The 13,795-nt window shown below is 45.3% G+C and carries 13 protein-coding genes; all 13 read right to left on the reverse strand.

Translation table 11 applies throughout. The features are described from left to right. Positions 1 to 46 precede the first annotated feature (46 nt). A complete protein-coding gene (locus C7475_RS09655; protein ID WP_110053156.1) occupies positions 47 to 2,785 on the reverse strand; it encodes an outer membrane protein assembly factor in 2,739 nt (912 codons plus the stop codon). Continuing rightward, positions 2,766 to 3,527 carry an isoprenyl transferase gene (locus C7475_RS09660; RefSeq protein ID WP_199236200.1) on the reverse strand — a complete coding sequence of 254 codons (762 nt, stop codon included), beginning with the start codon at positions 3,525 to 3,527 and terminating at the stop codon, positions 2,766 to 2,768. The genes C7475_RS09655 and C7475_RS09660 overlap by 20 nt, the downstream gene beginning before the upstream one ends. 230 nt (positions 3,528 to 3,757) lie before the next feature. Next, a complete protein-coding gene (locus C7475_RS09665; protein WP_110053157.1) occupies positions 3,758 to 4,624 on the reverse strand; it encodes a DUF6089 family protein in 867 nt (288 codons plus the stop codon). A 128-nt stretch (positions 4,625 to 4,752) separates the two neighbouring features. Further along, positions 4,753 to 5,640: an NAD kinase gene (locus C7475_RS09670; RefSeq protein WP_110053158.1), complete on the reverse strand. Its 888-nt coding sequence runs from the start codon at positions 5,638 to 5,640 to the stop codon at positions 4,753 to 4,755. Positions 5,641 to 5,975: 335 nt separating this feature from the next. Further along, positions 5,976 to 6,638: a CBS domain-containing protein gene (locus C7475_RS09675; protein ID WP_110053159.1), complete on the reverse strand. Its 663-nt coding sequence runs from the start codon at positions 6,636 to 6,638 to the stop codon at positions 5,976 to 5,978. A gap of 248 nt (positions 6,639 to 6,886) precedes the next feature. Then, positions 6,887 to 7,654 carry an alpha/beta fold hydrolase gene (locus tag C7475_RS09680; protein ID WP_110053160.1) on the reverse strand — a complete coding sequence of 256 codons (768 nt, stop codon included), beginning with the start codon at positions 7,652 to 7,654 and terminating at the stop codon, positions 6,887 to 6,889. 71 nt (positions 7,655 to 7,725) lie between these two features. After that, entirely contained in the window at positions 7,726 to 8,268 is a 543-nt protein-coding gene (locus tag C7475_RS09685; RefSeq protein ID WP_110053161.1) for a CvpA family protein, read from the reverse strand. A 77-nt stretch (positions 8,269 to 8,345) separates the two neighbouring features. After that, a complete protein-coding gene (locus C7475_RS09690; RefSeq protein ID WP_110053162.1) occupies positions 8,346 to 8,798 on the reverse strand; it encodes a GatB/YqeY domain-containing protein in 453 nt (150 codons plus the stop codon). A gap of 25 nt (positions 8,799 to 8,823) precedes the next feature. Further along, positions 8,824 to 9,171, reverse strand: a complete 348-nt coding sequence (gene gldC, locus C7475_RS09695) for a gliding motility protein GldC (protein ID WP_110053163.1) — start codon at positions 9,169 to 9,171, stop codon at positions 8,824 to 8,826. A 50-nt stretch (positions 9,172 to 9,221) separates the two neighbouring features. Continuing rightward, positions 9,222 to 10,316, reverse strand: a complete 1,095-nt coding sequence (locus C7475_RS09700) for a glycosyltransferase (RefSeq protein WP_110053164.1) — start codon at positions 10,314 to 10,316, stop codon at positions 9,222 to 9,224. Between the two features lie 689 nt (positions 10,317 to 11,005). Then, a complete protein-coding gene (locus C7475_RS09705) occupies positions 11,006 to 11,428 on the reverse strand; it encodes a hypothetical protein (protein WP_110053165.1) in 423 nt (140 codons plus the stop codon). Positions 11,429 to 11,484: 56 nt separating this feature from the next. Continuing rightward, complete coding sequence (locus C7475_RS09710; protein WP_110053166.1) at positions 11,485 to 12,630, reverse strand: ABC transporter permease; 1,146 nt, start codon at positions 12,628 to 12,630, stop codon at positions 11,485 to 11,487. 3 nt (positions 12,631 to 12,633) lie between these two features. Next, complete coding sequence (locus C7475_RS09715) at positions 12,634 to 13,776, reverse strand: glycosyltransferase (protein ID WP_110053167.1); 1,143 nt, start codon at positions 13,774 to 13,776, stop codon at positions 12,634 to 12,636. Positions 13,777 to 13,795 lie beyond the last annotated feature (19 nt).

Genomic DNA, 13,795 nt, shown 5'->3' on the forward strand with positions numbered 1-13,795 from the left:
CAGATAGTCATTCAACATAGAGCAGCAAACCGGCTGATCAGATCTATTATTCCGGTTCGAAGCCCAGCATGAAGGTGAACTTAGCTGCATCTTTCAGACCGTTGCCAGATTGGATACGATCGAAGCCGATACCATAGTCAAATCCAAGCAGACCAAACATCGGCAGGTAGAAACGCATACCCAGACCTGCTGAACGGCGTAACCTGAACGGATTGTAGTCTTTCACATCCCTGTAACCGTTAGCTGCTTCTATGAACGCCAGACCAAAGATGGTAGAGCTTGGGTTCAGACTGAACGGATAACGCAACTCCATGATGTACTTGTTGAAAACAGTGAAGCCTTCATAACCTGTCGGCTGACCGGTTTCCTGGTTCTGTTTAGGATCGGAGGTATAGTATACCGGATAACCTCTCTGGGAAATGATATCACGGTCATATATCGCAAAGTTACTCAGACCATCACCACCCAATTCAAAACGGCCAAACGGCGACAATGTTGTACGATTATCATAACGGCCGATGTAACCGAATTTAGCAGCCACTTTCAATACAAACACTTTGTTGTCCGAACCCTTAGGTTTAGTCAAAGGCACATACCATTCCGCATTGAAACGATATTTCTGGTACTCGATGAAACTGAACTGATCACTGATAGACTCCAGTTTGTAATCCCTGCTTGGGTTAAATAAGGAGTACGGTGGTGTGAACTGTCCTGACAACAGGAAGTTGGAACCACTGCTCGGATAGATCTGCTGATTCACAGATGAACGGGCCAGTGTCAACTTCAGGTTGACGTTATTGGATGTACCGCTGGAGAAACCAGGGATATTGAAATAGTTATAGTTCTTCAGTTTATACTGCTGATAGTTAACAGAGTATATCAGGGTGAAATAGTCATCCGGCCATTTCAGCTGTTTACCCAGTGATACTGATCCACCCAATACTTTAAAGTATGCATTGTTGGAAAGGGTGCTACCATATATATATGCTGAATAAGCGTTCGGGTTCTGGTAGCTGCTGTAGAAGCTAACGGAGAACTGGTTACGCTTTTTACCTCCCAACCATGGTTCGGTGAAAGAGAAGTTATATGAACGATATGCTTTACCATTGGAAGACACACGTACAGATAATTTCTGTCCGTCGCCACTTGGTAAAGGATCCCATGTTTGTTTATTAAAGATGTTACGCAGGGAGAAGTTGTTGAACGTTACACCGAGCGTACCGGTCAGACCGATATAACCACCCCAGCCTGCAGAAAGTTCCAGCTGGTCATTGGCTTTTTCTTCCACGGTATAGTTAATATCCACAGTTCCATCCTGAACGTTAGGTACAGGGTCCATACCTATTTTCTCAGGGTTGAAGAAACCGAGGTTCGCGATTTCCCTGTTAGAACGGATCAGGTCTGTACGGCTGAACTTTTCACCCGGTAGGGTACGCAGCTCACGACGGATTACGTGCTCGTTGGTTTTTTCGTTACCGGCAATACGTACTTCCTTGATAGTTGCCTGCGGACCTTCAGAGATCCTTACTTCGTAGTCGATCGTATCTCCGTGGATACCAATTTCCACAGGATCGGCACGGAAGAACAGGTAACCGTAGTCCATATACATACCGCCGATGTCACCACCTTCGGAAGATAATAAACGTTTCTGCAGTAATTCCTGGTTGTAAACATCTCCTTTCTTGATACCAAGTACGCGGGTCAGCAGGGAGTCATTATAACGGGAGTTACCTTTCCAGGTAATGTTACCGAAGTAATATTTTTTACCTTCGTTGATCTCCATGCTCACATTCACACCACCATTACGGGAACCATAAACAGTATCCCTTACCAGCACGGCATCACGGTAACCCTGGGTATTATAGTAAGAAATTACTTTCTCTTTGTCTTCAGCATACTTTCCTTCGTTGAATTTCGCGGAAGAGAACAGTTTGAAACGGAAGTAAGGGTCCAGTTGATCGAGTGTGCGGGAAGGATACAGGAAACCAAAAGTTTTCCAGTAGTTCTCCTGCAGGTCAGCTGAATCAGCATATACCGGTTCGGAATCAGGATACAGGGTGAAGCGGGTACGTTCTTTAGTACCTTTCATTTTCTTCTTCACCTTTGAATCGCCGATATTGTTGTTACCGACAACGAATATATCATTCACCTTGGTCTTACCACCTTTCATAACGGTGATCACGAGATCGGCAGCATTTACCTGAGAAGTATCTATTCTTTCATTAATGTTCACCGCAGCATTGCGATAACCTTTATCTGCGTAATGTTTTGAGATCACGCCGATAGCATTTTGCTTCATACTTTCAGTTACAACGGAACCTTTACGCAGTGCAGCTTTTTTGATCAGCTCTTCTGTTTCGGATTTCTTAACGCCTCTGAAGACGAAGTTATTCAGACGGGGACGTTCCTGCAGGTCTATTTCCAGCCAGATCTTTCCATCCTCGATTTTAGTAACATAAATGGCTACGTTAGCAAACAAACGCTGGCCCCAGAGACTCTGGATGGCCTTTGCAAACTGGTCACCGCCAGGGTAAACGATCTTGTCTCCTACATTCAGGCCAGACAAGGAAACCAGCAGCGACTTATCCAGGTATTGGGTACCGGATATAGTGATGTCAGCAATTTCGTATTGCTGTGGTTGAGAATTTCCCAATGGCAAATTTAATCCCGCCGGTTGCTGGTCAGGCGCAGGAGCAATGGTGTCTCTGGTTTGAGCGGACACACGAATGCCGGCACTGCAACATAAAACTATGGCCAGTAGGCTCTTAGGAAATAATTTCTTCATTCTGCTGTATTTGTTCGCTTGTTTTGCCAAAGCGCCTTTCTCTGTTCTGAAAATTTAGGATGGCTTCGTAAAGGTGTTCTTTGCGGAAATCCGGCCAACGCGTGTCCGTAAAATAGAGCTCCGCATAGGCCAGCTGGTATAGTAAAAAGTTACTGATCCTGCATTCTCCACTGGTCCTGATCATTAGTTCCGGGTCGGGCAGTGCAGCGGTACACAGATATTGCTGCCACATTTCCGGGGTTACGGCTTCTGGTGCAAGTTTGCCGTCTTTTACGTCCTGCGCTATATTCTTTGCGGCATTTACAATCTCCCAACGGGCACTGTAACTAAGGGCCATCACAAGATTAAGCCCTGTATTCTGAGCGGTCATGGACATTGCCTCTTCCATCTCATTCTTACAGTTCCCAGGCAGCATGTTCATGTCCCCGATCACATGCAGCCTGATATTATTCTTCATGAGCGTAGCTACCTCATTGCGGATCGTATTTACGAGTAATTCCATAATCCCGTTCACTTCGTAAACGGGTCTGTCCCAGTTTTCGGTAGAAAAAGCATATAAGGTAAGATACCCGATACCTAATTCAGCGCAGGCCTCGGTAATATTACGGACACTTTCGACGCCCTCATGGTGTCCGAAAAGTCTGTCCTGGCCACGCTCTTTCGCCCAGCGGCCATTTCCATCCATAATGATGGCAATATGTCGTGGTAACCGTTGCAAGTCTAATTTATCCTTCAAACTCATGAGTATCTCCGGCGGATTATATATCGATACAGATTTTTAGTAAAGTTTGCAAAGATACAAAAATAGAATTATGCCTTTCCCGGCAAAGGGGGATGGGGGGTTTTAACGTAGTTTTAACAGCGAAATCCTTTACTGATCGCAGTTTAGCGCTAAAAACCTGTTATAGAAATTTCACAAAATAGGCAAAATGCCGTTATTGAACTGCAAACAGGCTGTCCATGACTGCGAAACTAGAATTTACATCTGTAAGAGGTAAATAAAATGGCGATAGTTAACTCTGCGGTAACAAACTGGTCCTTATCACGGCTGTTTCCCCGTTGCCTTCCGGCCACCCCGATACGTTCCCCGGTAGCATAAGACCTGTCCTGCAGCAAATAGGCCGCTGTCGTATGTCCCTGAGCATCAGGCGGGAATACTGCTGGTCCGGCATAAGTAGTGCTTACATCGTCCAGGTAGTCTGTCTGGGTAAAGCGGTACAAAACCTCCAGGCCCAGGTTCACCTTGCGGGAAAGGTTATACTTAAAACCACCTCCCAGTGTAAAGGCAAAAGAGGTCAGGCCGTAAGGTTTCCTTTCCGGGTACATGGCGCTACCCTGCCCTTCCGTACGAAGCGGTTGTAAGCGGTATTTCCGGCCATTCAGATAAGCGTAAGGGTTAAAGTAGAAGAAAGACCCTCCGCCGGTAAAATAGGGAGTAAAACGGTAGTATTGAGAGCCCGGTTCAAACCGGAAGAAGTTGAAGTCACCCTGTACTCCCAGCTCGAACAGATTGGTATTAAAACTCAGGTTCCGTCTTCTCTGGAAGTCATTACTGTTATAAATATCGGAATACCCCAATTGCATAAAACGGCCATGTACCCTCACCCCCACATAATCATTCATATACTTGCGGTAATACACGCCAATAGAAGGCTTTGGAGCATTCAAAGCGCCTCTGGTATTGAGATCGCCAAAATAATGAGCAGCACCCACTGAAAAACCCAGTTCTCCGGTATATGTCAGCTCATTCTGCGCAAAGGCGGGCGTCAGGAACAGGGATATCACTGCTACGAGGCCGGACTTTAAGAAACACTTGAAGAAAAAGTAAGGTTTACCCATAGATCGGTACTGCTTAACGCGACGATAATTCCTTAAACGCGATTATCCCTGCTTTTGGTATTAAATAAATCAAACAAATGTAATGAAAAAACTTAATGTGCTAATTAACAGCTATCTGGACAGTATGATTATTTTAATCTGTTGCGGGTATCGATACCCCAAAGCAACTTATTCCGCAAGGTATGTAGAAAATTGCTATCATCAAGACGTAAGAGACTGATTTTGAAATCTTCTTTCTTAATGGCCAGCTGCACGGTATTGTCAATGGTCTCCATTCTCGAGTCCAGGGTACACAGGAACTGGTCACTACGACCTTCTACTTCGAACGAGATCACGTTATTGTCAGGCACGATGATCGGCCTTACATTGAGGTTATGTGGTGCTACAGGAGTGATCACAAAACTGCCGGCATCAGGGAATACCACAGGCCCGCCGCAACTCAGGGAATACCCGGTAGATCCTGTAGGCGTGGCTACTATCAGCCCGTCCGCCCAGTAAGTGTTCAGGAACTCTCCATTCAGGTAAGTGTGGATCTTTACCATGTTGGACGTATCCTTCTTATGGATAGTAAAGTCATTCAGCGCGTAAGGCACTTCTCCGAAAAGCCCTATATTGGAATCGAGGTGCAGCAAGGCACGTCTATCCACCACATATGTACGTTGCTTTAAAGCCTGCACCACTGCGCCGATGGCCTCTTTCCCGATGCTGGCCAGGAAACCCAGCCGCCCGAAATTGATCCCCAGTACCGGCACATTTGTGTCCCTTACATAACACACGGTATCCAGCAGGGTGCCGTCTCCTCCGAGACTCACAAGGATATCCGCCTGCCCGTGCAGGTCGGCCGCACAACAAAAAGTAGCGGGTGATTTGCTATACCGGATGTACGGCTGCAGCGCTTCGCAGAAAGGTTGATAAATGACGGTCTCCATTTCCTCCCTCGCTAATTCATCCAGCAGCAGCTGGATAATAGGCAGGTCTTCAGGTACAAATCCTCGGCTGTAAATAGCAATTTGCATAATCGGTTCTTGATAGCGCTGCGGGTGATTGCAGCTATTACATATCCAGTTTAGTGTGTAAAAGTAGCCCTTTTTGATCTAACTGATTTATACTGTACCCAACACGCGGACAAGAATTATAAAAAGACGGAGATCCATTCCTACTTCTCCGTTCATAAAAACGGTCTTGCTGTCATTAAGTTCACGATTACGGATATAGGAGAAAATCAGTCCCGCAGCATGCCGGGAACTTGTCCAAATCTACGGAGGCTTAATCTGGCGGTAATCTGCGATAGAAAAAACAAAAAAGCGAAACACATGTGTGTTTCGCTTTGTCGCATCTACCTGGTTAACTATTACATACTGATGTAATTCATCAACAGGTCGTAATTCTTTTTCAGCAGATCTTCTTCCTGCTCTTCAGTAATGGTATATTTAATAATATAATTGAACCGTTCGAAAGTAGCGAGCAATCCCTGCAATTCCTGCCTGTTCGTTTTCAACAACACTTCCAGTCGGCCGGAAACAGGATTTGTGATGGTGCTTACGCTTAATAAGGTAACATCATTCGATTCTGCTATACGGGCAATTTCACTGAGGCTATAATCACGGGGATCGAGGTCCAGCGCCAGGATGCCACCATGTTCTTTTACTCCGTTGTATTGTGCCAGGGCAGACAGCAGGCTGTCTTTTGTAAGAACACCGATGTATTCTTTTTCATGGCTGATGACAGGCAGTACGGTGAGTTTCATTTCATGGAAGAGACGCACTGCTTCGAAGAAATGCGCATTCTCTGCAATAGCCGGTTTGGGGCCATTGTATTCCATGTTTTCCAACGCCACTTCCTGATCTTCCAGGTCCAGTATATCATCTTCCTCCACGAGTGCCAGGTACTTGTTCTCTAATACCAGCGGCAATTGCGTCAGATGATATTCATTCATCAGGCGCAGCGCCCTTGACCCTGGATCCAGAGGATGCAGAATAGGAACAACCGTTGATATGAGATCTCTTGCAAGCATGCTGTATTGCGCTATTATGATACAATAATAAGAAAAGAATCGGGAACAGTGCCTTTACACAAAAGAATTGTGATAAGCGGGTACACTGTTTATATATACGAAACGCCAGGTTATTACGGTTTGTTACATGGGAGACCGGGAATCTTTTTATTACAATGCAAAGAGGCTGTCCGCTTAAGCAGACAGCCTCTCGTAAAATCTTTATTCGCGCAGGTTTATAGCGTTGACTTTTCTATTAGGTTCAGCTTCTATTGTTGCTTTAACTTCTCAAGAAAAGGATGCAGAATTTTGTTAAATTCTTCCGGCTGCTCCATCATAGGTGCGTGGCCACATTTATCAATAAAATATAATTCAGAATTAGGGATGAGCTTTTTGAACTCTTCACCTACCATTGGCGGTGTAACAGTATCGTTCAATCCCCAAACGAGCAGTGTAGGTATTTTAATATCCCGCAGTTCCTCACCAAGATTATGGCGGATAGCGGATTTTGCCAGGGTGATGATCTTGATCACCTTGAGGCGGTTAGTGGTGATATCGAACACTTCGTCCACCAGTTCTTTGGTAGCCATTGCAGGATCATAGAACGTAAGTTCTGTCTTTTTACGGATGTATTCGTAATCACCGCGTTTAGGATATGTTTCTCCCATTCCATTCTCAAACAAACCGGAGCTACCTGTGAGTATCAAGGATTTAACAGGAGCTTCAGGATGTTTCAGCAGGTATACGAGACCTACGTGCCCTCCCAGTGAGTTACCCAGGATGTGTACGTTGGTATAACCCATCGTTTCGATAAACTTATGAACGTATTTTGCCAGTCCTGATACAGACGTGTCCAGAATATTCAGATCAAACAGCGGTAAAAGCGGCACCACCACTTTGTTGTACTGACGGAAATAATCGATCAAACCACCAAAGTTGCTCATCGCACCGAATAACCCATGCAACAGTACTAATGGCTCCCCCTCTCCTTCCTCAATGAATTTAAACTTTCCCTGTGTTTTAATTTCGTAAACCATTGCCAAAGCTTGAAAGTCAATTTTGCGCTAAAATAATTCTTTTTATTAATTCAAATAATCTTTGAAGCGAGCTAAGTAGATTGTAATTCTCTCGCTGCATTGTCAAAAAATGACTGTAGATTTTCAAACATATCTTTAAAAACAGGAACAACTTTTCCCCATAAATTCATAACTGCCGGTCCCAGATGCTCTATGTAGGGATAGACTACAGACTGCATCTTAAGTTCCGGGCTTAACCAGTACAGTTGATTCGCAATCCATAAAAGGATGCTATATACGATGATAAAGATAGCACTATATAATATAATTCCACCTAATTTGTTTAACCATCCCAACATAGCCACTTCCGCTATTTTTTGAATAAGGGTAGCGATGAACCTGACGGCGAACACCACCCCTGCAAATAGCGCGATAAAGCATAAAACCGGTAACCAACGTGTATGGATCCCCCAATGTTCCTGTGCATACAGGGCCGTCACTGTAGTGAGTTTCAACGCGGCTGCAAGTCCCAGAGTGACTGCAATGAAGGAGAAGACAGCTACGATAAGCCCCCGGCTGTATCCTTTATATATGGCTAGTACCATGAGGATGGCGAAAACTATATCTATGCCCATGATTTCAATAGGATAAAAGGGAAAATACCGGATAACTGACAAGATCTTGATCTTCGTAGCTATCCGGTATCCGATATTTATTTAGCCAACAGTTCTTTTACCAGCGCGGAGATAGCCTTACCATCTGCCTTTCCGGCCAGTTGTTTCGTAGCTACACCCATCACCTTACCCATATCGGCAGGTGAACTGGCGCCTGTTGTTGCAATGATCTCTGTAATAGCAGCTTTCAGCTCCGCTTCGTCCATTTGTTTTGGCAGGTATTTTTCGATCACCACCAGTTCTTCCTCCTCTTTTATTGCCAGGTCTTCACGGTTCTGCTGACGGAAAATCTCCAGGGAGTCTCTCCTTTGTTTTGCCAGTTTCTGCAGGAGCTTTGTTTCGTCGCTCTCTGTCAGTTCTGCTCCACCACCTTCTGCTGTTTTGGCCAGCAACACGGCGGCCTTAATAGCGCGCAGTGCACGCAGCTCGGCTTCGCTCTTTGCCAGCATCGCTGCCTTAATGGCGGCGTTGACATTTAATTCTAATGACATATGTGGTTGTTTTAAGGTTTATGGCCTATTGTTCCTGCTTCTGCTTTTCTTCGAACTTCTTATAGAAGTCCTTGGCAAAGGCACGGAGGTCATCCGCCTGGTCTTTATATGGCGTTGCGCGCTGATAAGTATCAGCCATGGTCATTAATGTCTGGAAAAAGAAATCAGCCATTTCATCCACCATCATTTGTTTCGTCCATAAATCTATGCGCAGGGCAGTTTTGTCTCCACCATCCCAAAAAGAGATCAGCATCGCCTTGGCCTGCTGGAAACGGTCTGCTTCAGAGCTGTCAGTCGCCCTCCATTCTATCTTCTCAGGTATCCTGTCATTGTCCAGTCCCACCTGAATCTGTATGGTAGATGTCTTTCCCATGATATTATTTGTTCCCAAATTTTAAGAACCGCAAATTTACTACTAATTGGCTAATCTATTATCAGTGTCTCAAATGCTCCCGCCCGGTCGGTTTTCCTGATCTTATTTAACAAGCGGCTTCTCAGCTCCTCGTCTTTATATAATAGACACATTTTATCTGCCAGGTCTTCCAGGCTCTCGGGATCGGCATAAAGTACGCCTTCCCCTCCTGCTTCCCTTGCCGCAACACCTTCGAGGGCAATAACCGGCACTTCACACTGCATGGCTGCATATACCGGCATGGCCACACCTGCAAAGCGGGTAGAATATACCAATGCATAAGCGCCAGCCACTACTTTTGCCAGCGTCTCCTGATCGGCATCGGGCATCAAGATAACGTCATTCCGGTATTTGTAGGAACTTAATGAGCCGGTAATTTCTGCCCCTGCCGGTGTTTCCGAACCTACAAGCAATAATTTCATATTGGAATGCAGACGGCGCTTCAATGCTGAGAAAGCCTTGAGCAACGGCATCAGGTTATTTTTTGGATGGATGCTGCCTACCGCCACAAAATATTCCACACTACCGGCATAAGTGCTCTTTACATCTTCCCTGTCTTCCCATTGCAATGGCTGGTAGCTACTGTCAATAGCCGGTAACAACACCTTCAGCTTCGCTGCCGCGTCAGGCGCATACTGCAATACGTCCTGCTCCAGTGCATGTGAAAGTACGATCACTTTTTTCGCCTGTTGAATATACCTGGCCAGGTTCTTCTTCAGGAAACGCTGCCTGGATGCGGATATCCCTGCTACGCTGTGCATAAAGCCCATATCTCCGATCACCAGGTGAGCAGGCGTCTTGCTTCGCAAAGGCAACTGCCCGTCCATACCCAGAAAAAGGTCCAGCCGTTCTTTCTTAATAGCACTGACCAGTTTCCATTCCGACCACAGGTATTGCTGCCAGCTACGGTCTCCCTTACGTGGTACTACCACCGTCGTCACATTCTCCGGCCACAGCAAGTCAGCCGGCGGCGCCTGATCAAAAAAGAAAATGAAACTGTGCTCCGGGTGTAACCGGCTCAATCCTGACAGTAGATCTTTTACAATATTACCTGTATCTGCAGGGCTATCCTGCAACAAACAGGAGGCATTCACTCCTATACGCATAGTTTGGCTGCTTATTCTGCAGGTGCAAAGCTATGGAGAAATAAGTATTACGGCGGATGATTTACAGGAATGCAGGGTTAAAATACTATTAAAAAGTTGAAGTTGCCATTTTGTTTCTATGGAGCATCTTCGCTTCTCCTTCCCCGGTTGTATCAGATCAAAGTTTAGAACCTGGAGGGTCAGTATAACTAATATTGACAGTGAAATGAATGAGTACCAACTACAAGCCGACAGGGAAAGTCACGGGTATGTCTATCCACTTTTTTAACAATGGCCATAAAAAGGTCGTTTTGAGGTTAGTACTACAAGTTTGCTATATCTCTTCTCTAAGGTACATATAAGGATACTAAATTGGCATTAAAATATCATTTAAAGGTCACTTCAATATCGATTTGATATATAAATGACCTCTTAATGTCCTTTTGATACCCTTTTAGTAGCCTTATATCAACACGATAGATACCATGTCTGTACGCCGCAGAAAGGATAAGCGATAGATGTTGTAGTCTATTTTGATGTAAGTGGTAAGTTCGGATTGTCGAAACCATTTGGTCCAGGAATGCGATAAGAGGAGCAAGGGATCTGGTTGGACCTGAGTTTAATTAAAAAAAAGCCGGACCCTTACTGTTAAAGGACCCGGCTCTATTATATCATTTCATGCAGCACCGTAAGGTGATACTATTTTAACTTTATTCGTCCGACTTATTCGTGATCCAGAAAGTCTTAACAATCTTGTTGTTCTCATTTCCGCCAGAAGTAATGGTGATGGTCACCTTTACAGTCCGTGGTGCTTCCAGTCCGACGAGCGTAACATCTATCACGCTGTCTTTTGAAGGCGCTACCGGGTTTTGAGGAAAAACAACTCCTCCCGGATCAGTGATCGCTTCTACTTTAATGTTTACACCTGCTTCAGGCATTTTGGAATCGATCTTAACCTGGAAAGTGTAACTACTACCGGGGGAGGCGGTATATTGTCCTTCTGCTACATTTTCTAAAGTTACCTTCAGACCTTCTTCTTCAGGTTTAGGTTCTATAGCTCCTTTCTTTTTGCAGGCAGAAAACGTCAATGCAAACAGGGCTAGTACAGTAAAAAGATATGATTTCAAAGGCATAGTAAAAAATTATGGATAAAGTAAAATTACTCGTTTTTTTAATGCGAAACAAGTACTCACTGTCGTACATCCATAGCATCTCTCAATCCGTTCCCTAAAAGATTAAAGGCCAATACCATCAGCATAATGGCTAATCCCGGAATTAACGCTAACATAGGATTATGAGTAATGATAAAATTGTAATTCTCTTTGATCATCAGTCCCCAGGACGGCTGCGGAGGCTGTACTCCTACGCCCAGAAAGCTAAGTCCTGCCTCGACCACAATGGCGGTGGCAAAATTGCCGGCAGCTACTACCATCACTGGTCCGAGAATGTTGGGGAGAATGTGTTTTACTATTGTACGCGTATGACCAAAACCCAGCGCCCTGGTGGCTTCAATAAAAGGCAGTTCCCGTAATGCCAGCACCTGCCCTCTGATGATCCTTGCCACGTTCACCCACATGGTCAGCCCCACTGCAATGAACACCTGCCAGAAACCTTTACCCAATGCAAGTGTAATGGCAAAAACCAGTAGTAAGGTCGGCACCGACCATATCACATTCACCAGCCACATCACCACATCGTCTGTCATGCCCCGGAAATAACCGGCTACTGCTCCCAGTAAAATACCAATGGTAAGGGAAATGATAACTGCTATACAACCTACGCTCAAGCTCACTCTCGTTCCCACAAGCAGCCGACTCAGAATATCCCTTCCGAATTTATCCGTACCCAGCCAGTAAGTGCGTTCTTTGATCCTGTTGTTAGTAATCTCTTCCTGCCATTGCTTCAAGCTGTTCCCAGGCACGATCTCCTTTGCAAACAGCACCCTGCTTAAACTATAGCGTTCCACCGCTGTTTCCTCTTCATCCAGGTAGCGTTCTACTATCAGTTCATCTCCGGCGAAGTGCCAGTCACGGATAGGGATATAGGTAACCGAATCGGGCTGCCCCTTCATTAACCGTGAAAAGAAGTTCCCCCTGCTCACCTGCCGCTCCTGCTGAATGGCCAGCACACGAACGCTGAAACCAGGCTTTTTCCCTCCGGTTTCCAGCATCATCCTGTTGGCATAAGGCGTACCGTCTGGCGCCAGCAGATAAGCCAGCACACTAATGAGCACAGCCGCAGCTATCAACAGCATACCTATTACAGCGCCGGTATTGCGCCGTAATCTACGCCAGGCATTCCTGCCAAATGATGACCTGCTGTTGCTGTTAGACATACCCTATTTAACTTTTCGTCCTTTCCACTGATAAGACCCGAACTTACCTAACCAACCCGCCACTACAATGTAAGGAATATGAAAGAACTGTCCGGGAATAAACCTTGATAATAAACTGGTTTTATCGAAAAAACGAGCTACCGGTATCAGAAAATAGAACTCCACCAACACCTTATATACCAGCATTCCCAATACCCACATCCGCCATTCCGGCAGGAATAACGCAGCTATACCAGCCAGTAAAAGCCCCACATTCCAAAAGTAGACCAGCGCTAATACCCAGGTCAGTCGTTTATCATCGTATTTATCTGCTTTGGACGACCAGCGGATACGCTGATGCATAAATGCTTTGAAAGTATCTACCGGCAATGTACGTACAATAGCTTCTTCACTTTTCATGTATAATACGCCAGCGGGATAAGCGCGGTAGATCTTGAACATCAGCAACATATCATCACCGGAGGCAATGTTATCTATGCCCTTAAAACCTCCTACTTCATAAAACACCTTCCGCTCGTATGCCAGGTTAGCGCCATTACACATTGTACCCGACTTCAATGCCGCCAGCGCGCCTGTAATACCTTGCATGGTCATAAAGTCCAGCGACTGCAATATTTTGAAGAAGTTATTCTCCTTGTAGAAACTAACCGGTGCTGCTATGAATTTCGGTTGATAGGTTTCATAGAACTGTACCATTCGCGTAATCCATTCAGGCCCCATTACACAATCAGCGTCTGTGGTCATGATGATATCGCCGGTTGCACGTTCCACTGCCATTTCTATTGCTTTCTTCTTATAGGAATTCAGGCGCTGTTCTGCACTCAGGTGCTGGCTCAATTGCAACAGGTGCACATTACCGGCAGGAAAACCTTTTACTATCGCAGCAGTATGATCCGTAGAAAAATCATCGATCACAATCACTTCAAATAAATGCGCAGGATAGGTCTGTGCTTTCAACGCCTGTAGCAGTGGAGGCAAATTCTCTTCCTCATCCCTGGCGGGAATGATCACTGTTACTTTTGTATGGCCGCTTACCGGAGTCACGGGTCTGAAAGCAGGTAATCTTTTCCAACCCTGTCCGTAACGAAACATTAAATAACCGTAAACAATACCTAACAGGAACAGGATCGATAGAATAATATACATAGCTGAGTCGATAGTCTGC

The organism is Chitinophaga sp. S165, from assembly GCF_003182155.1.
Taxonomy (GTDB): Bacteria; Bacteroidota; Bacteroidia; order Chitinophagales; family Chitinophagaceae; genus Chitinophaga.